Source organism: Sphingobacterium multivorum, assembly GCF_039511225.1.
Lineage (GTDB): Bacteria > Bacteroidota > Bacteroidia > Sphingobacteriales > Sphingobacteriaceae > Sphingobacterium.
In genome coordinates this window covers 3,522,452-3,541,255 of record NZ_CP154261.1, presented here as the reverse complement: position 1 = coordinate 3,541,255, position 18,804 = coordinate 3,522,452, and the positions used below count along the sequence as shown (strand labels likewise).

19 protein-coding genes are annotated in these 18,804 nt (G+C 38.9%); 17 read left to right on the top strand and 2 right to left on the bottom strand.

Features of this window, described 5'->3' with window-relative positions:
- Positions 1–9 precede the first annotated feature (9 nt).
- A complete protein-coding gene (locus AAH582_RS14865) occupies positions 10–2,646 on the top strand; it encodes an alpha-L-rhamnosidase (RefSeq protein ID WP_343318350.1) in 2,637 nt (878 codons plus the stop codon).
- 65 nt (positions 2,647–2,711) lie between these two features.
- On the opposite strand, the gene AAH582_RS14860 is transcribed toward AAH582_RS14865, so the two are convergent.
- Positions 2,712–4,124: a PLP-dependent aminotransferase family protein gene (locus AAH582_RS14860; RefSeq protein ID WP_343318348.1), complete on the bottom strand. Its 1,413-nt coding sequence runs from the start codon at positions 4,122–4,124 to the stop codon at positions 2,712–2,714.
- A 111-nt stretch (positions 4,125–4,235) separates the two neighbouring features.
- On the opposite strand from AAH582_RS14860, the gene AAH582_RS14855 reads away from it, so the two are divergent.
- The 7 genes from AAH582_RS14855 to AAH582_RS14825 all read left to right on the top strand — a co-directional run bounded on the left by AAH582_RS14855 (position 4,236) and on the right by AAH582_RS14825 (position 9,645).
- The gene (locus tag AAH582_RS14855) at positions 4,236–5,126 is read left to right on the top strand and encodes a DMT family transporter (RefSeq protein ID WP_343318346.1); all 891 of its coding nucleotides are present in this window, start codon (positions 4,236–4,238) and stop codon (positions 5,124–5,126) included.
- A gap of 140 nt (positions 5,127–5,266) precedes the next feature.
- Positions 5,267–5,869, top strand: coding sequence for a GrpB family protein (locus AAH582_RS14850; protein WP_343318344.1), 603 nt, complete (start codon positions 5,267–5,269; stop codon positions 5,867–5,869).
- A gap of 109 nt (positions 5,870–5,978) precedes the next feature.
- Positions 5,979–6,407, top strand: coding sequence for a DinB family protein (locus AAH582_RS14845; protein WP_343318342.1), 429 nt, complete (start codon positions 5,979–5,981; stop codon positions 6,405–6,407).
- A gap of 76 nt (positions 6,408–6,483) precedes the next feature.
- Positions 6,484–7,338, top strand: coding sequence for a GNAT family N-acetyltransferase (locus tag AAH582_RS14840; RefSeq protein ID WP_343318341.1), 855 nt, complete (start codon positions 6,484–6,486; stop codon positions 7,336–7,338).
- 202 nt (positions 7,339–7,540) lie between these two features.
- On the top strand, positions 7,541–8,179 hold the full coding sequence (locus AAH582_RS14835; RefSeq protein WP_343318339.1) for a hypothetical protein: 639 nt from the start codon (positions 7,541–7,543) through the stop codon (positions 8,177–8,179).
- 174 nt (positions 8,180–8,353) lie between these two features.
- Positions 8,354–8,821, top strand: coding sequence for an SRPBCC family protein (locus AAH582_RS14830; protein WP_046672968.1), 468 nt, complete (start codon positions 8,354–8,356; stop codon positions 8,819–8,821).
- A 53-nt stretch (positions 8,822–8,874) separates the two neighbouring features.
- Positions 8,875–9,645: a hypothetical protein gene (locus AAH582_RS14825; protein ID WP_343318337.1), complete on the top strand. Its 771-nt coding sequence runs from the start codon at positions 8,875–8,877 to the stop codon at positions 9,643–9,645.
- 77 nt (positions 9,646–9,722) lie between these two features.
- Here the strand turns inward: AAH582_RS14825 and AAH582_RS14820 are convergent, their stop codons facing one another.
- Entirely contained in the window at positions 9,723–10,832 is a 1,110-nt protein-coding gene (locus tag AAH582_RS14820) for a serine hydrolase domain-containing protein (protein WP_343318336.1), read from the bottom strand.
- 290 nt (positions 10,833–11,122) lie between these two features.
- On the opposite strand from AAH582_RS14820, the gene AAH582_RS14815 reads away from it, so the two are divergent.
- From AAH582_RS14815 to AAH582_RS14775, 9 genes are all read left to right on the top strand, one after another.
- Entirely contained in the window at positions 11,123–11,686 is a 564-nt protein-coding gene (locus AAH582_RS14815; RefSeq protein ID WP_046672970.1) for a dihydrofolate reductase family protein, read from the top strand.
- 102 nt (positions 11,687–11,788) lie between these two features.
- A complete protein-coding gene (locus AAH582_RS14810) occupies positions 11,789–13,087 on the top strand; it encodes a spondin domain-containing protein (protein ID WP_343318333.1) in 1,299 nt (432 codons plus the stop codon).
- Positions 13,088–13,248: 161 nt separating this feature from the next.
- Positions 13,249–13,950: a peroxiredoxin-like family protein gene (locus tag AAH582_RS14805; protein WP_046672972.1), complete on the top strand. Its 702-nt coding sequence runs from the start codon at positions 13,249–13,251 to the stop codon at positions 13,948–13,950.
- Between the two features lie 79 nt (positions 13,951–14,029).
- Positions 14,030–14,773 carry a helix-turn-helix domain-containing protein gene (locus tag AAH582_RS14800; RefSeq protein ID WP_343318330.1) on the top strand — a complete coding sequence of 248 codons (744 nt, stop codon included), beginning with the start codon at positions 14,030–14,032 and terminating at the stop codon, positions 14,771–14,773.
- A gap of 198 nt (positions 14,774–14,971) precedes the next feature.
- Positions 14,972–15,589, top strand: a complete 618-nt coding sequence (locus AAH582_RS14795) for a hypothetical protein (protein WP_343318328.1) — start codon at positions 14,972–14,974, stop codon at positions 15,587–15,589.
- 305 nt (positions 15,590–15,894) lie between these two features.
- The gene (locus AAH582_RS14790; RefSeq protein WP_343318326.1) at positions 15,895–16,143 is read left to right on the top strand and encodes a hypothetical protein; all 249 of its coding nucleotides are present in this window, start codon (positions 15,895–15,897) and stop codon (positions 16,141–16,143) included.
- A 321-nt stretch (positions 16,144–16,464) separates the two neighbouring features.
- Positions 16,465–16,875, top strand: coding sequence for a TlpA family protein disulfide reductase (locus AAH582_RS14785; protein WP_343322366.1), 411 nt, complete (start codon positions 16,465–16,467; stop codon positions 16,873–16,875).
- A gap of 231 nt (positions 16,876–17,106) precedes the next feature.
- Complete coding sequence (locus AAH582_RS14780) at positions 17,107–17,862, top strand: DUF6882 domain-containing protein (RefSeq protein WP_343318325.1); 756 nt, start codon at positions 17,107–17,109, stop codon at positions 17,860–17,862.
- Between the two features lie 175 nt (positions 17,863–18,037).
- Positions 18,038–18,610, top strand: coding sequence for a hypothetical protein (locus AAH582_RS14775; protein ID WP_147282052.1), 573 nt, complete (start codon positions 18,038–18,040; stop codon positions 18,608–18,610).
- The last annotated feature ends 194 nt before the right edge of the window (positions 18,611–18,804 follow it).

Sequence of the window (18,804 nt, the reverse complement as noted above, 5' to 3'; positions counted from 1 at the left end):
TACCTTTTGATGCGTAGGATTTTATTAACAATACTGTTGTGTATAGCGAACAACACTTATGCCCAACCTAAAAGCAACTGCATCGCCGTACAGTTGACATGCGAACATCTGGTCAATCCATTGGGTATCGACGCAACCCAGCCGAGACTTAGCTGGCGCCTTGAGGACCAACGTAAAGGTGCGGTACAACAGGCTTATCAGATCCTTTTAGGGCAAGATTCGCTGGCACTACTGAAAGAGACGAAAAATAGCTGGGATAGTGGCAAACAGCTCAGCTCGTCCATGTCAGTGCCCTATAACGGCGTACAGTTAAAGCCACAGACCACGTATTTCTGGAAGGTTAAGGTCTGGGATAAGGATGGTATATCAACAAGTTCTAAAATAGCATCGTTCGAAACTGGAATGATGGGAATGGACCTTTGGAAAGGAAAATGGATTAGCGACAATAAGGATATTCATGCGCGAGAAGCGCCTTATTTTAGAACAGAATTTAAGATAAATAAGCCGATAAAGTCTGCGCGCGCGTATATTGCCACCGCAGGGCTATATGAGCTTTCCATGAATGGTCAACGCGTAGGAGACCATCGCCTGGATCCAATGTATACTCGATTCGACCGGCGTACATTATATGTCGTGACGGACGTAACCCAGCAGCTTCAACAAGGAGAGAACGCTATTGGCGTTGTTTTGGGGAATGGCTGGTATAATCACCAACCACTAGCGGTTTGGAACTTTGATAAAGCACCGTGGCGGGCCCGACCAACATTCTGTTTAGAGCTGAAAATCGTTTATACAGATGGTACAGTAGAAACTATTGTTTCAGATAAGCAGTGGAAAACAGCTTCGGGACCAATTACTTATAATAATATTTACACTGGTGAGCATTATGATGCAAGACTGGAAATACCCAACTGGGACAAACCTAAATATGATGATTCAACTTGGCAGGCTGTTCAGTATAGAAATGCGCCATCTGCACATATCGTTTCCCAACAGATGGTACCGATTCGGCTCGTGAAATCCTATAAGCCCAAATCAGTGACAAAGATAGACCAACGTACTTATGTTTTCGATATGGGTCAGAATATGGCTGGGATTACAAAAGTTAAAGTCAAAGGAGCTGCAGGTACTATACTACGTATCAAGCATGGTGAACGATTGTCGGCAGATGGGCGTCTTGACCTGTCCAATATTGATGTTTATTATCGGGGCGATAAGGAAAAGGAGCCCTTTCAAACGGACATTCTTACCTTAAGCGGTCGTAATGATGAGTTTATGGCAAAGTTCGGTTACAAAGGATTTCGTTACGTCGAAATTAGCGGTAGTGCGGCAATTGCATTGGATAGTTCGGCTGTGACCGCTTATTTTATGCATAGTGATGTGCCCGCCATTGGACAGCTCAAGACGTCATCAGCGTTGGCCAACAAACTATGGGAAGCAACCAACAATGCCTACTTGTCCAATTTGATGGGCTATCCGACAGACTGTCCGCAGCGCGAAAAGAACGGTTGGACAGGGGATGGGCACCTTGCGATTGAAACAGCTTTGTACAATTTTGACGGGATAACAATTTATGAAAAATGGATGGCGGATCATCGTGATGAGCAACAGGAGAACGGTGTCTTACCTGATATTATTCCAACTGGGGGATGGGGTTATGGTACAGCGAATGGTTTGGATTGGACAAGTACCATTGCCATCATTCCCTGGCAGATCTATCAGTTTTATGGAGACCCACGTGCATTAGAAGAATGCTATCTTAATATCAAACGCTATGTCGATTATGTCGACGGAATCAGCCCATCTGGGTTGACCACTTTTGGGCGTGGAGACTGGGTGCCAGTGAAGTCACAGTCGAATCTGGAGTTGACCTCCTCGATTTATTTTTATGTGGATGCGACCATCTTGGCTGCTACGGCTAAATTGTTTGGTCACACAGCAGATCAACAAAAATATGAACTGCTGAGCAGAAAAATTAAGACGGCCATCAACGCTAAATTTTTAGATGCTTCCAAGGGTATTTATAGCAATGGAACACAGACTGAACTGAGTGTTCCACTCTATTGGGGTGTGGTACCTGACGAAATGAAAGCCCGGGTTGCAGCCAACCTGAATAAGAAAGTGGAAGAGACCAACTTTCACTTAGATGTAGGGGTATTGGGTGCAAAAGCATTATTGAATGCGTTAAAAGATAACGGTTATGCAACGACAGCCTATAAGGTTGCGGTACAAGATACCTACCCGTCTTGGGGATGGTGGATTGTAAATGGCGCGACAACATTGTTGGAGAATTGGGATTTAAAAGCAATCCGTGATATTTCAGACAACCACATGATGTTTGGCGAAATCGGTGGTTGGTTTTTTAAATCTATCGGTGGGATTCTGCCGGATCCTAAACAACCTGGATTTAAACATGTGCTCTTAAAACCCATCTTCCCCCAAGAACTGAAAGAATCTTCTATTTCTTATGATTCACCCTACGGTAAAATTGTTTCCGAATGGAAGTTAAAGGATAAAAAGATTGTTTATAATATCCAAATACCCGCAAATGCCACGGCGACATTTTATCCACCGGATAATGTTAGCAGCAGCAATGTCGTCCAATTGGAGGCGGGTAAACACAGGCTGGAGCTGGAACTCAAGTAATCATAGGCTCCGACCTGTCGTTTCGTTGCCCCGACTGTTGGATTATGCTCTTATCATGTTATGTATTAGAGTGCTGTCGCGAGTTTGCCCAGCTGTTTTAATTTTAAAGCGAGTTCATTGCTCCAGGGCAAACCAATACAGAGACGCATGCAATGGTGAAATTGATCCTGCAAGGTGAAAATCCGCCCCGGTGAAATGCTAATCTGTAGTTTAAGCGCATAGTTATATAGCTTGCCTGTATCGATGTGTTTTGGAAACTCGACCCATAGGGCAAGTCCACCCTGTGGACGGCTAATTTTAGTGCCTTCCGGAAAATGGTCCGAAATGATAGCAGCGTAGCGCTGGTAGTTTTCCGTTAATGATCTACGAAGTTTACGCAGGTGGTTTTCATACTTTCCAGTTAATAGAAAATTTCCAACCGCCTCATTGATGATCGCCGTAGATGACAGGGAATGGATCAGTTTTAGTTTGATAATCTGTTCTTTGTATTTTCCAGGAGCAACCCATCCGGCACGGAAGCCTGGAGCCAACGTCTTTGAAACGGATCCACACCAGAGGACATTGCCATCCCGGTCAAAAGATTTGCAACATTTGGGGCGTTGGGTGCCAAAATGGAGGTCGCTGTAGGTGTCATCTTCGATTAGCGGAATTTGGTGTTTTGACAGCAATGCCACAATTTCCCGCTTGTGCTCATCCGGCATGCAATAACCCAAAGGGGTGCTAAAATTGGGTACCAGTAAACAGACTTTAATTTGGGGCAACAGATTTTTGAGGGCTTCAATGTCTATTCCTATGATGGGGTCCGTAGCTATTTCCAGCACTTTAAGCCCTAGACTGACGGCAAGTTGGAGGATACCCGGATAGCAGGGGCTTTCCAGAGCCAGTGTATCTCCAGGTTTGGTTAAGGCCATCAGACACAAAACTAAAGCATTCATACAGCCGTTGGTGGTAACGACATCATCTTCATTTAGATTTCCACCCCAGGCCAATGAACGTACGGCCACCATACGACGTAATTTTATATTGCCTTGCAAGGGTTCATATGCTGTGCCACCATCGCTGAGCTCCCGTGTAGCGAGGACGATTTCTTTTTTTAATTTTGCGGTAGGTAGGAGACTTCCGGAAGGAACACCGATTGAAAATAAGGTTAAATCACGACGACCCATGGTTGAATACACCTTATTCATCAATTGATCCGGTTCTCGGTTGTTGGCGATTGGAATAGGTTGACTGGCTGCCGCCAACGGAAGTTGCAAATAGTTTGGAGGACTAACGAAGTAGCCGGATTGGGGCTTGGACCGTATAAGAGAACGGCCTTCCAACGCTAGAAATACCCTTTTTGCGGTATTTATACTGATACCGTGTTCAGCGCTTAGGTTCCTCACTGAAGGTAGTTTTTCGCCAGCTTTTAAGACGCCTGATTTAATCTTATTGGCAATATTGTCTGCTATTTCATGATACAAATAATCTTTTTTCATCAAATAAGGATTGGTGTTCGTCTTCAAAGGTAGCTGTGTCCATTGAATTATCAAAAACTGTGACTGTGCTTAGTTCTTGTAATGGACGAACTTTGTGTAAAAGATTTAAACATGGCGGAATTAAGTATAAGTAAATTACAGGAAAATACAACAAGCGGTTGGTTAAACGGTTTTATTGGTGTGGTATTATTTAGTGGTTCGTTGCCGGCAACACGCATGGCCGTTTTAGCGTTTGATCCTGTATTCGTTACACTAGCAAGGGCTTCCATTGCAGGCATATTGGCACTGATAACATTGATGGTTTTTAAGGAAAAACGTCCAGAAAGAAAGCAATTGGGTTCGCTATGCATCGTGGCAATAGGATGTGTCGTTGGATTTCCCTTACTGAGCGCTTTGGCTCTGCAGCACATCACGTCCGCGCATTCCATCGTTTTTATCGGTATTTTGCCCGTATCGACAGCCGTATTTGGTATTATACGCGGTGGCGAGCGTCCGAAGCCAATCTTTTGGCTGTTCTCGGCTTTAGGGAGTCTACTGGTGATCGGCTATGCGATGGCACAAGGATTAACAGCCTCACCTTTAGGCGACGTTTTAATGATTTTATCGGTCATTCTCTGTGGTTTGGGCTATGCTGAAGGTGCAAAATTGACCAAGACGCTAGGGGGCTGGCAGGTCATTTCCTGGGCCTTGGTTTTGTCGCTGCCGTTGATGTTGCCACTTACCTTTATCTATCTTCCATCTTCTTTTGACACTGTGCCTATCGGGGCCTGGGCCAGTTTAGCCTATGTGTCGATGTTCAGTATGTTTATTGGCTTTGTTTTTTGGTATAAAGGACTTGCCCAAGGTGGCACGGCGACCATTGGGCAGTTACAGTTACTCCAGCCTTTTTTCGGTCTGGCTTTAGCCGCCGGGCTTCTTCATGAACAAGTCGGTGTTGGCATGCTGGCCGTAACAGTTGCTGTTATTCTTTGTGTCGTTGGAACGAAGAGATTTGCCCGATAAATGCATTAGAAAAAAGAGAACTGGATTATAGGCTCTCTCGGAAAGCGATAAATTTATTAACTTTAACTTTTAGGGTATCATTCGAGGCGTATTTGATCGAATGATGTGTATTTATCTTATATTGGCAAAGACAACAGCGTATGATTTTACCGTTTGAACCTTATAATCCGATATGGAAAGCGAATTTTGACAGTATTCAACATGAACTTTTTACGTTGTTGAAACCAATAAGGTCGAGGGTTGATCACATAGGCAGTACGGCCGTTGAGGGATTGTCTGCCAAACCAATCATTGATATATTGATCGGTTTAGAGGAAGAAAACGATCTTGATCGCATTCCGTTCCTGTTGCGGGACAAGTGCTATGTATATTATGAAAAATACAATGAGGATATGCCTTACAGACGTTTTTTTATCGCCCTGATTGATCGTCCTGAAGTATTAGGATTACCAGAGCAAATCGCACCTGGCGATGAAATTCCAGCACGATTGCATGACCATTCGTTACGAGTAGCACATATCCATAGCATACCCTTGCAATCAAAACACTGGTTGCGCCATATAGCCTTTCGCGATTACCTGCGTGCGCACGACAATGTAAGAGATCGCTATCAGGCACTCAAAGAAAAATTGGTACTGCAGCAATGGAAAGATGGTAACGATTATAATGATGCGAAAGATGAGTTTTTGAAAGAGCATGAAGCAAAAGCTGTGGAATGGTACAATAGTGGAATGGTACAATAAAGGTTGCGGAACAATAGAATCGTATTATAATGAGAACCTTGGACAAAGCAGCGTGGATGCATCGGATTAAATTGGTAAGAAATTAAGGTTATACTAGCTAGATTTAGGTATGAATACATTATTGGAAGAATTTGAGCATATTATTCAGAAGTTTTCTTCGCAAATTTTGGAAATAAATGAAAACGATTTTAATCGCAAATTAGAACCAGATAAATGGAGCAAAAAAGAGATTCTGGGTCATCTAGTCGATAGCGCTTTTGTTAATTACCAACGGTTTATAAGAGCTCAATTTGAAGAAAATCCAAAAATATACTATGATCAGGTAGCCTATTGTGCATCTGCAGGTTACCAACATGCTGAGACCGAGAAATTATGCAATCTATGGCGATCGGTAAACGAACAATTGTTGTTTTTGTTTAAGCAGGTAATTGCGAACAAATTGATTCAAAGGACTTGTAATGACCATAGCCTCGAATTTTTAATGCTTGACTATGTGGTGCATTTGAAGCATCACAGAAATCAGATTTTGTCCGAATGAAAAAATTTAGGAAAGGATAGCATGAGAGCTCTTTGTTCAGGCATCAATAAATTTAATAGTCCATAAAAAATAAGGGATGGAGATACGAAAATTGAAAGCGGGAGATAGTGCTGACTTATTAAATGCAATTAATGGAGCTTTTGCCGACTATATTGTACCATTTCAGTTAGACGCATTGCAATTGGAGTCGAAGATCCGAGGCGAGGATATTTTAATGGACTTGTCAGTTGGTGTTTTTGACGGAATAAAACTGGTAGCTTTTATCATGCATGGCATGCGAGAAATTGAGGGTAGTAAAGTGATCTACAATGCTGGTACAGGTGTTTTGCCCGCCTATCGGAACAGCGGATTAGTCGGTGAAATGTACAGATTTATGCAGCCATCCTTCAGAGAGTATCGCGTGAAAAAATTACTATTGGAAGTGATAGAAAGTAATCGACGTGCTATTCGGGTATATGAAAAAAATGGTTTTGTTAAAGGCCGTAGATTACTGTGCTTTGGAGGAGAACTTCATGTAAAGATGGGTGCTTTATCTGGCGGAACACAGCCTATCCGTATACAGTCTATCCATGACTTTTCTTGGGATATTTTGCAGTCTTTTTGGGATGTTGAACCCAGCTGGCAAAATAGAAGTGAGCGTAGTAAATTAATTCAGCTTAAAGGGTTGGGGGCATTTATTGGCTCCGATTTGGTGGGATATATCTTGTTCAATTCGTCCAATAGGCGGATCTACCAAATTGCTGTAGCACAGCAGTATAGGCGGAAAGGTATTGCAACACAGCTTTTATCCGAGCTGAAAGTGTTTGTGTCCAGCGCAAAGGTACAAATTACTAACGTTGATGAAAAAGCCAAAAACTTGCAACTATTTCTACAAAGACAAGGCTTAGTCAACACAATCAACCAGATTGAAATGGTCAAGATGATTTTCTGATAATATCAATTAAAAATTAAAGTATTTCATTTACGATCAATAATAGTGAAAACAAATGTTGTTGTAAAAGTGTTGTTTAACAAAAGGTTAGATAGGATGTGCTATTAAACTGTCCATTATAATTCTATTTACTGCTGTAATTTTACCATCCCTCGGAAAAGACGCTCTTCAACAATTTAAACGACACTAATTTTTAAAACATATGAAATCGAAGTCATTTTTAATCGCAATTGTCTCAAGCTTATTGTTGTTGGCTTGTAGCACTTCAACAAGGATAACAGATATCTATAAAAATAGAGACCTTACTCCCAAACAATACCAAACAATATTCATTATTGCAATGACAAACCACGCTAAAGCAAAGGAGGTCATTGAATCCAATTTGGCAGAAGCAGCTTCCATGCATGGCTACAAGGCTATTAAAAGCAGCGACGTTTTTAAACGGACGTTTACCAAAGATGAAAGTCAAAACAAAGATTTAGTGATGAAAGCAGTACAAAGTTTGAATGCAGATGCCATTTTCACTGTTACCCTGATCGACAAAGCCAGCGAGACCCGATATGTACCGGGAAATGGGCCTTATATGCCTTATCCGAGATTTGGTTGGTATGGTAATTTTTGGAGCTATTACTCCCATTGGTACCCCATTGCATACGATCCTGGTTATTACACGACGGATAAAATGTACTATCTGGAAAGCAATCTATATGATGTTAGCTCCGAACAACTGCTTTGGAGTGTACAGTCTGAAACGATCAACCCTTCCAGCTTAGCAGATTTTTCTAAAAGTTATACAAAGGCGCTCGTAAAAGCATTGGAAAAGGATATTGCTGCTAAATAGCCATTGATAAAAAGTATGCTTTAAAAGCTAGCTTCAATTTAAATAATGTATTTGTGTAAAAATATTCTTTATAACACCGATTCAGTACCTCGTAAAGGTGTTTTATGGTGTAATAATAAACTAAATTGCATTAATATTGTTATATTGGCAAGCAATAAAGTTAGCTCAAATCAGATGAGGTACAAATTATATAGAGAACAGCAATTGACCTGCGATATGGATACCGCATGGGCATTTTTTTCCTCACCCATGAATCTTTCAGAAATTACTCCAAAAGATATGGGTTTTGTAGTCACCTCAGACTGTGATCAACAAGAAATTTTTGAAGGAATGATCATCGATTATTTGGTATCTCCGATTCTTCGGTTTCCGCTGAAGTGGAAGACCCAAATAACGCAGGTGGAAAAGAATAAAAGTTTTACTGATTTCCAACTAAAAGGACCTTATGCCTATTGGAATCATTTTCATGAATTTATTCCAAATGAAAATGGGGTGCTCATGAAAGACAGGGTTGATTATGAATTGCCTTTGGGGATTCTAGGCACAATTGCGCATGGAATTTTTGTTAAAAGGAAGTTGGAGCGAATCTTTGATTACCGTTATCAGGTTTTAGAAAAATTATTTAATCAAACTCAGAATTAGTGGTAACGAATCTATTGCAGTTCACGTGACCGAAAAGAAAGAAGTAGTCTACAATGAAGAAATTTTATCAAATAAGCAATGGAGTTGCTTTGGTCATCACGGTGATCATTAATTACCTATCCAATACGGGGATTTTTAATGGGGAGACCATGGCAACAATTTCTGCTAAATATCAAAATCTATTTACACCTGCGGGATATGCCTTTTCCATATGGGGTCTCATTTATTTGGGGTTGTTTGGATTTGTAATTTATTTTGGTCCTTTTGTCAGACAGACAAATGAAAAAGATAAAGTAGTTTTAAAAGTCGGATGGTGGTTCTTGATTTCTTCTCTAGCAAATAGTCTATGGGTCATTACCTGGTTGTATGACTATACCTTTTTAACTATTTTATTGATGGTCTTACTTTTTGTGTCGCTATTAACGATAATTTACCATACACAAACTATTGCGTTTCATGCTGCACGCAGCAAGCGTATATTTCTTAAGATCCCTTTTCAACTTTATGCAGGGTGGATTTCTGTCGCTTTGATAGCCAATATTGCAGCCTATCTGACGAAGATAGGCTGGGGCGGCTTTGGATTATCAGCTACCATGTGGGCTATTATCATGTTTGCAATTGCATTAATCCTTCACTTATTGATGATCTGGCAACGTCATTTGCCGGTATTTGGACTTGTCGCCGTATGGGCTTTCATAGCCATTGCAGCTGCTAATAAATTGGTTAATAGCACTGTATATGCAGCGGCTATAATGGCAGCCATTATTGTTTTGCTAAATGTAATTGTGTACTATATTCAATATCGTAAGCGACAGCCTTTCTAGTGCTTACCTAATAAAGTACATGATTCTGTTGGCAATCGAATTTTAAGCTTTCCATAGTAATGCAGCGAAGCCAACTATTATTTTATTGCTGATTTTGCAATCAATAGCTTTTGAAATTCTTTTCCGATAAATGGATTGATGACGTGCTGAAATCCTTTTTGCAATGTAAAGACAGTGATAGTCGCATCAGACTCCGGCGAATAGATCACATCTGTTCCCCACCAACCCCCATGATAGTAGGCGTTGAATCCCATGTCAAAATGATAAATTCCCAAACAATATTTAGATTTATCTGACGAAAGAACATAGGTATGCATCGCTTCTAGAAGCTTTTTATCCTGAATGATTTTCCCGTCAAATAGATATTGGAAAAACAGGGAAGTCTCTTTGGCTGTTGCTGCGATTCCGCCGCCTCCGTACAGATCCCAGGAAGGATCAATAGCATAAGAGTCCCAGTTGTATTTGTTAGCGTATTGATGGGCGAGTGGCAAGGTGCTTTCAGGATAATGCTCTAAGTTTATAAACCATGTCTTTGTAAGATTTAATTCTTTGTATTTCAGTAAATTTCGAATAGCTGTATAAAATGGCAGATGCGTTTTTTGCTCAATAATCTCGGTGAGGAGCAAATAATTAATATCAGCGTAACTAAATATTTCACCGACAGGCTGAGGGCTCCCGATATCGATGGATCTTCTGATCTGCTCGTCTTTTTTCCATTTATATTTAGGATGCTGATTGACGAATTCAAAATAAGCTTCATCTACATAATCTTGAATTCCCGAAGTATGTGACAGCAAGTTCTTTATAGTAATTCCCGCTAGATTATAGCCATCGCTTTCAAATAGGTGACGTGTTTTTTTTGATAATAAATTGGCAATCGGTTGATCAATAGAAAATTCACCTTTTTCTACCAATCTTAGCATTGCTGCAGCAACATAAGGTTTTGTGTTGCTAGCAATCAAAACAGGCTGTTGGTCTTCCAGCGCTTGGTTCGTGCTGGTATCTGCTACTCCTCTTGCATAACTCCAGGAAATATTGTGTTTCGGTGCTTCTACATGAACAATAATCCCGATTGCATCCTTATTTTTATCATAAATAGAATCTACTTTATGCTTAAAAACTGGCTGTAATTGAGCCCATCCGATTAATGGAATAAACATTGTGTTTAATAACACGATTTTTTTCATATGTTCTTTTCTAAACGTGTATCTCAGATCCAGAAACTTTCTGAGCATTGCTAAGTATATTTCTTTACTACTACACTAACAGACGCCACTGCACCTGCGAAAGCATTGATCCTACAGCAGGGGTAACGGATTTTGCTTCCTGTTGCGCTTGTGAAAATAAGAATTAAAATAATAATCTTGATGGTGAAAAATGTAAAATAGTACATCAGTTTTATTTCTTGTCGTATGCAAAGTCTTTTCAATATATAAAATGTTAGATTTATGGTGTAAAAGAAGCTTATCGTAAGGATATGAGAAAAGTAATTGCAGCATTCAATATGACCCTTGACGGGTTTTGTGATCATACAGCAGGCATTCCCGATGAGGAAATACATCTTCATTATACGCATCTATTAAATAACGCTGATGTCATTTTGTATGGTAGGATTACCTATCAGCTTATGGAATATTGGCGGCCTTTTGTGAAAAGTCCCTCAGGTGAAAAATCAATGGATGACTTTGCATTGGCTATCGATAAAATTCCAAAAGTTGTTTTTTCAAATAGCCTGAAAAATATAGACTGGGCAAGTGCAAAATTGGCCGATGGTATACTTAAAGATGAATTATTGAAATTGAAACAGCAATCCGGTAGGGATATTTTGGTTGGGAGTCGAAGTTTAATTGTACAGTTGTTGAATCTCAATTTGATCGACGAATTTCAACTGTGCATTTATCCAGTTGTTGTAGGACAGGGGCTTTCACTTTTTGAAAATATAATCGATAGAAAAGTTTTTAAATTGTTAAAAACAAAGCCTTTTTCTGGCGGATCAGTCCTCTTGTACTATCAATACAGTCCAACACCTACTTCCCTATAAACTATTCCATCGGGAAATATCGGCAACACAGCGGGAAATCCAGATACCTGCAGCTCCTCTGATGAAATTTACATTTGTAATGTAATTTAAAAAGAATTCATTATGAAATATAAACATTCAATTTTGTGGGCTATAGCAGCATTCCCCTCGCTAATTACCGCTTGCAAAAAAAATGATGCTATGCCATCGATGTCGGAGACGACCATCACGATAGAAAATGTATTGGATTCGAAACCATTGGTCGAGTCTGGTCGTTTTAAAAACAATGGTGCTTCGCCAGTGATTATGCCTGGTGAAGCAATTTCCATTAAGTTTTCTGCAGCCAAAGGACAAGCGCTTAGCTTTGCAACGATGTATGGTTGGTCGAATGACTTGTTTTTTGCCCCCGAAAATCCTGGCATAAAGCTGTATCAGGACAATGGAACTCCGGTTGAGGGCGATGTTTCGGTACAGATCAAATTATGGGATAATGGTACTCGTATCAATCAGAAACCAGGCGCAGCTGTAATGCACCCGGGAACCACAGAAACTGCTCCAAAAGCTATTAGCGAAGTAAATGGAACCGATGCACAGGGCAATACTTATGCTGCAGCTTCTACCTTAATGAAGGCAACACTTCATTATGAAGGGGATTCCAATTTTACACTTATAATCACGAATACCTCTGGCGATACGAGCAATCCGACTCCCTTCAGTCCCGGAGTTTGGGCGATTTCATATATCGCAGGAGGCAAGCTGATAAATTCTAATCCATTATTTGAGGCAGGAAAACCAAGTGCAAATGGAATGACAAATATTGCGGAAATGGGAGACAATAGCGTTTTAGGAAATTATATCAATACACAAACAGGTATTTTTACACCATTATCTCCGGTTTTGGTGGTGTTGTATAAAGGCATCGAAAACCCGATATATAAAACCGGTGAAAATGACCGTGGAAAAGGACTGAAAGATTTAGCGCAAAAAGGTGATGCATCAGGCCTGGCGACTTATCTTAAAACACTCGCAGGTGTAAAAGCTGTTTATATCCTTCCGGCGGCTAGCTCAACTGTATTACTTCCTAAAATCGGAGCGCAGGCGGGAAGTAGCGTTTCGCAGCAGTTAAGTGTAGCAAGTGGAGACCGAATTGCCATTGCAAGCATGTACGGGCTTTCCAACGATTGGTTCTTTGCCACAAAAGGTAATGGAATTGATGCAACAGTAAAAGGAGATGTATCCTATTCAATCGGATTGTTTGACAATGGGACAGCGATTAATCAGTTTCCCGGAGCCGGCAATGAGCAAGCAGGATTAGGCGGCACTCCTGCGACAGAACGTAAACCTGTTATAGAAGTGCCTAATCCAAATGGGTTCACCACACTGCCATCAATTTCCAGCATGATTAAAGTAACAATCAACTAATTTTTGAGTCCGGTTATACGTACGAAAATCTCATGGATATTATTGTCCTTACTGGAGACAGGACAATCAGCAACCTATTACATGCAGGGCTAAAGTATCGATTGAGTTTCCATGGACAAAAAGTATAGATTCAGTTTAATAAGTAGTAAATGTGTTGTAAAATGAAAAATTATATAAAAACAAAATTAGCTGCGTTTATTGCGTTGCTGTTATTCACGACGTGCATCGCAGGCATAGCCAATGCGCAAGAGCCGTCTCGCATGAGTAAAGCTGACGGCGTGATACATAAAATCGAAATGAAGCAATCCCCTTATCATATTCCGCAAAATCCGGAAGACATCAGCCCGCTATTGTGTGGAGAAAAAATACCGATGGCCGTATTGTTTGACGTTTCCGGTAAAGGATTTGATCTCAATAGGGCGATTTCCCAAAAACCGACCATTTTGGTTTTCTACCGCGGTGGCTGGTGTCCTTATTGTATCAGACAACTTTCGGGCTTACAAGAGGCCTTTTTAGGATTGGAAGAAATGGGGTATCAGTTGATTGCCATAAGCACAGACGAATCTGAAGGACTAATGGAAGCTGCAGCAAAAGAAAAATTAAGCTATACACTTTTATCGGATTCAGATCTTGCGCTGTCGAAACAAATGGGGATTGCATATAAAGCTCCAAAAGACTATTGGGAGATGCTTCCGAAAACAACTGGAGGTAAGGACAGCGAGTTATTGCTTCCAGTGCCATCAGTTTTTATAGTCGATCAAATGGGAACCATACACTTCGAATTTATCAATCCCAATTTTAAACAGAGATTGTCCTCCAATCTGCTGCTTGCAGCTGCAAGCAGCATTAAAGAAGACCTTTAAATTTCTAGTTTTTGGATAGTAGACTCTTAAGAAAATGATTAAATTTATGCGAATTGAAATGCTGTAAGTAAACGACAACATGATTAGGGAGTATAATGATAACGTGACCGCAGCACGGTTTGTGATGCATAGTGACAACAACCAGTTTTCAGGTAGGGGACTTCGTAGTGCGGGTTCTCTGCCTATCAACACATTTATCTACAACAAGGGCGGCGAACAGAAAGTGACGATCGATGAGATTAGCTATACGATGCCATCAAGGTGTATACTTCCTTTGGTTTCCAATCAGCATTTTGTATTTGAGCAGCCCGATGCGCTGACTGCCTGGCAGTTTAATAGGGAGTTCTATTGTATCGTTGACCACGATGCTGAGGTCGGTTGTGTTGGTTTTCTGTTCTATGGTATTCGACATCCAATGTTCATTGTATTAAATGATACTGCTGTCGAAGAAATGTCTCATCTGGAGAATGTGTTTTCCAATGAGATGATGGTAAAAGATAATTTTCAGGGTGAAATGCTGCGCACCCTTCTTAAGAGAGTTATTATCAATACCACAAGAGAGGAACATGAAGTCAGGTTCTATGCCGCTGCACTCAACAAATCACCAAAAACACTGAGCAATGTATTTGGTCTGTTGAAACAGTCAGCGCCATCTGTTCTTATCCGTAACCGAATAATTCTTGAGGCTAAAAGGTACCTCCATTATACCGAGAAGTCAGCGAAGGAAATAGCCTACGAACTTGGTTTTGAAAGTCCTGCCCATTTTAGCCGGTTTTTCAAAAAGTATTCTGGAACAAATGTTTCAGCTTTTAAGAACCTTTGATCATAATTCAAGGCACGGGTTGCCGTTTAGAGAAAGACTGTATTGTATGGGAATTTGATTTATACCTTTCAATGAATATGCGATTAAGGTTTCCTTATGAAAAATAAGTGAATTTGCTCTTAAAATAAAACGTATGCCATTGGTAAACTGGCGCTAGAAAATTGAAGCCCAATATAACAAATTATTAATACTCTGTAAATGAATTTATTAAAACGGTATTTTGTGTTGATAGGGATGATCATTGCATTGATTTTTATGTACATTGCAATTTCGGTTTATCCGGGTGGAACGTACCAGAATGAATCATCGATTGGATTTGATTGGTCAAAGAATTTTTTTAGTAACTTATTTGGAGAAAAAGCATTAAATGGAGCCGAAAACACCGCTAAATACTGGGCATTTATAGGTATGTTTTTCTATTCCATAAGCTGTGCTGTATTTTTTGTTCATATATCAAAAAAAATTCCTAATACAACAGCGTCAAATTTCATAAAGTATGTTGGAGTACTTACTATGCCCTTTACATTTTTTATAATTACATCCTTTCATGATTTGATGTTGGCTATTTCAACTAATCTGTTTTATTCATGTGTGGTATGTATTACCGTATACGTGCTCAAATCTAAACTCACTTTTTTTAAATATTATTGCATATTATGTTTATTCATCTTTTATTATGCAACCTATTTGTATGTTACAGGACAGTGGGATTTGCTATCATTAATACAGAAAATAAATAACGGTAGCACCATGATATTGATTATAGGGCTTGAGTATTTTACGGATCAAACTGATTTTTCCAAAAGAATCGGATGAGCTATCTTTTTCAAGAATTGTTTAAGCATTTCATGTCCTGCAACCAGACTACAAATTTCGCCCGATAATTTTCTTTGTTTTCAACAATTTGGGTACTAACTTATGACCTATAAAAGCATAAAAAATGCAAATCGATTCAATGGTAAAAAACTTCATATGTTTAAACTTTTTATTGACAATATCAGGATTGGATCGGTTTAATATGATGACTTTGTTTTAGCTAGTGATCCTCAAAGTTTATTAATCATAGAAGCTAAAATAGGAGAATACAAATAATCAACAAACAGAAACGGAGCACAAAGAAAATGAAAAAAAGAATCTATAATCTAATAGTAGCTGCCCTAATTTTTGGATTTTTCACGGATTGTCACCAAAAAGAAAATAAAAATTCAAATTTTAATAAAGAAAACAGGTTAACATTTACTGAAAAAGAGAGTACAGTGTATGTTGAGAAGTTTGATGATTTTCTTGTTCATTTCTTTTGTGACTCAATATTTCAAATAAGCAGAATAGATTTTCCACTCAGAGGCATGTTGAAGATTATTCCTTTTTAAAGAAGAAAGGAAATAATTATTATGAGATAACCTATCGGTCAAAGTTGGACGACATTGTTTATTTTTTAGATTTCAATCTGTGTCAGGACATTGGTATCTAACATATTATAGTTTTGAATGGAACTAGATAAATGATCATTTGGGGAAGAGCAAATTAATAAAGCTTCTTTTGACCATCATCAAGGGAGACTTTTTCTCAATATTTATGATAGGATAGATTTCGTTCAATGAGGCTATGTGATTAGATGGGACTGACAACCTATCTTTTCTTGATACTACAATGGTAATTTTCTAACCAAAGGATTAGTTTTTTGCAGATGAATTGCACCCATATTTGAGCTTGCAAACGATAACGGCAATCTCGTTAGTCTTGAAGACTTCAGAGGTAAATATGTTTTGGTGGAGTTTTGGGCAAGTTGGTGCGGGCCATGCCGCAAGGAATTTCCCCTTTTGCAATCTTTATATAGCGAATACAAATCAAAAAACTTTGAGATCCTGGCCGTATCGATCGATGAATCACGTATGGACTGGCTTACAGCGATAAATAATGAAAAGCATTTATGGACTAATGTAAGGGACAAAGGGGGCTTTAGTGGTGAACTTTATCAGATTTTTGGTTTAAAAGGAGTTCCTGACAACTTTCTTTTAGACAAAGAAGGAAAGATTGTAGCACGAAACCTTCGGAGTAGTGAATTAAAAAAAGTATTGGATAAATTGATTTCGGACAATTAGTTATAAGAAGAAGCAAACGTTTATTATTCTAAAATGACATAGATGAGACTGCATTACATTGATTCAGGTTTATTCCATTGCGGGATACAGAAGAAAATTTTATTTATTTTGATCAATAGATGCCATATCATTATATTGTCACTCTGATAGAAGCTGAAAAGCCAGATAGTCATTCAGTTTTAAGTAGTTAGAAATGTTGTAAAGACTGCCAAAAATAAAATATATACAAAGTTGGGAATAAATTACGAACAGTTTGCTGGTAAAAAGTGTCGTGAACTTATGCAAATCCAGGAAATATTTAGAGAACAATTGGGCATGGACGGCTATCAACATTGGTTTTACGATGCTGAACTTGCACTCTTGCGGTTATACAATGACGATAAAGATCAATTGTATTTCAAATATATTCCTATTGGTACTTTTTCACTTATATCAGAAACGTGGATGTGGAGTTGGTGCAATGACCATTGTATCGAGCCTAATAAGGACAGCACATTTGCAGTTAGAGAATTTGGAATCAAAAACGATTACCGAAAATTGACAGATAGAACTTTCCCGGCCGATGAGTTCGATTGTTGGGAATTTGCGGCGATATCTTTTGATCTTTTGGGTGGCATCGGTGTGTATAGGGTTTCCACCGAAAAGCTCCAAAGCTATTTTCTCATTATTGCCGTTTTGGAGGAAGATTCTCGGGAAGTTATCCATTTTAACCAAGCAAAAGTTGAATGCAAAATCCATGGACGATCAAGACCCGCATTCGTTTGTAAGCATCTAAACTTAGAGGATCCCAAAGGCTTTGAAGAGGCTTTTGAAACATATAGAGGGATGGAACTTGGTGACGATGACGATTTTCAAGCTTGGTGTGATAAATGTGAAAAGGTCAGGCTCAGAAATAATGGTTGGAACGAAGATGCTGAGAAATTCGCAAATATCAAACTTATATGTGAAGACTGTTACTTTGAACTGAAAAGCTTTAATTGTCATTGATATTGATGGTTATCACCTCAAGTATAGATGCTTTAAAACCAGCCTTACAAAATTATTAGCTATGTTAGAAAAATTATGGTGGAAAATCTAGAAGAAATAAAGATAGATCTTTTTCAGTTTATAAGGAATAAGTCTAGAATGGATGGTGAACCTATGTGTACCAAAACAATCGTATATGAAATTTAGCAAAGAAAATTGGAGGCCTCATGAATATGAAGAATGGCTCGAATTAAACCTTGATCTGATTGGTAATTTAATTTCTGACAACAAAGTAGTAAAAGCTTTAAACGACGGTGTTCCAGAATCATTTGCTCCGTTTTCAAGTTTTAATAGGAAAGAGAGCTTTATATACTTTCAAACACTAAATGATTATTTCGATAAGAATTTTGAAAATGGTTTAGAATATATTGTATTTGGATCAGACGGAGCTGGGAATCCTTTTTGTATTAATAAATTAAACAACAGCGAAATTGTCCTTTTAGATTTTGAACTGGAGAAGATTGTCTCAACAAACAGAAACATAGATGAGTTTTTGGATTCAATATTGGCCTACAGAATGTTTATTAACGTTGTACAATCAAAATATGGTGCGGAAGCTTTATTTGATAACTTGTACAGGCAAGAGGATATTGAAACACTCAAACAAAAATTCTCAAAAATAAACGCTGATTTGCTATCAAGTTCGGAATTTTGGAAGCAGGAAATTGAAGAATTGATTGTAAATAAAAATGATAGTCCGACAAGTTGAATTTAAGCGTATGAAAATCTGCGATCAACAAATTGTGTTTATAAATACGCGGTAATGAAGGGCATTCACGTAAAGTCAAAGCCTTCGAGTCTGAGCGAGAAATTAAAATTCTATTTCGAAACGTTGCCAAATTATTATTGTAGTAATGTGACAAAAATGAATTATAAAAATTTCCTAGCACTAATTTTCATTGT

What these genes read in the sequence shown, in the direction of transcription:
- AAH582_RS14775 (WP_147282052.1), top strand. Translation starts at nt 18,038, where the DNA reads ATGAAATTTAGCAAAGAAAATTGGAGGCCTCATGAATATGAAGAATGG.
- AAH582_RS14820 (WP_343318336.1), bottom strand. Translation starts at nt 10,832, where the DNA reads ATGAAAAAAATCGTGTTATTAAACACAATGTTTATTCCATTAATCGGA.
- AAH582_RS14795 (WP_343318328.1), top strand. Translation starts at nt 14,972, where the DNA reads ATGAATTTATTAAAACGGTATTTTGTGTTGATAGGGATGATCATTGCA.
- AAH582_RS14830 (WP_046672968.1), top strand. Translation starts at nt 8,354, where the DNA reads ATGAGGTACAAATTATATAGAGAACAGCAATTGACCTGCGATATGGAT.
- AAH582_RS14855 (WP_343318346.1), top strand. Translation starts at nt 4,236, where the DNA reads ATGGCGGAATTAAGTATAAGTAAATTACAGGAAAATACAACAAGCGGT.
- AAH582_RS14810 (WP_343318333.1), top strand. Translation starts at nt 11,789, where the DNA reads ATGAAATATAAACATTCAATTTTGTGGGCTATAGCAGCATTCCCCTCG.
- AAH582_RS14800 (WP_343318330.1), top strand. Translation starts at nt 14,030, where the DNA reads ATGATTAGGGAGTATAATGATAACGTGACCGCAGCACGGTTTGTGATG.
- AAH582_RS14845 (WP_343318342.1), top strand. Translation starts at nt 5,979, where the DNA reads ATGAATACATTATTGGAAGAATTTGAGCATATTATTCAGAAGTTTTCT.
- AAH582_RS14805 (WP_046672972.1), top strand. Translation starts at nt 13,249, where the DNA reads ATGAAAAATTATATAAAAACAAAATTAGCTGCGTTTATTGCGTTGCTG.
- AAH582_RS14825 (WP_343318337.1), top strand. Translation starts at nt 8,875, where the DNA reads ATGAAGAAATTTTATCAAATAAGCAATGGAGTTGCTTTGGTCATCACG.
- AAH582_RS14835 (WP_343318339.1), top strand. Translation starts at nt 7,541, where the DNA reads ATGAAATCGAAGTCATTTTTAATCGCAATTGTCTCAAGCTTATTGTTG.
- AAH582_RS14815 (WP_046672970.1), top strand. Translation starts at nt 11,123, where the DNA reads ATGAGAAAAGTAATTGCAGCATTCAATATGACCCTTGACGGGTTTTGT.
- AAH582_RS14850 (WP_343318344.1), top strand. Translation starts at nt 5,267, where the DNA reads ATGATTTTACCGTTTGAACCTTATAATCCGATATGGAAAGCGAATTTT.
- AAH582_RS14790 (WP_343318326.1), top strand. Translation starts at nt 15,895, where the DNA reads ATGAAAAAAAGAATCTATAATCTAATAGTAGCTGCCCTAATTTTTGGA.
- AAH582_RS14860 (WP_343318348.1), bottom strand. Translation starts at nt 4,124, where the DNA reads ATGAAAAAAGATTATTTGTATCATGAAATAGCAGACAATATTGCCAAT.
- AAH582_RS14840 (WP_343318341.1), top strand. Translation starts at nt 6,484, where the DNA reads ATGGAGATACGAAAATTGAAAGCGGGAGATAGTGCTGACTTATTAAAT.
- AAH582_RS14865 (WP_343318350.1), top strand. Translation starts at nt 10, where the DNA reads ATGCGTAGGATTTTATTAACAATACTGTTGTGTATAGCGAACAACACT.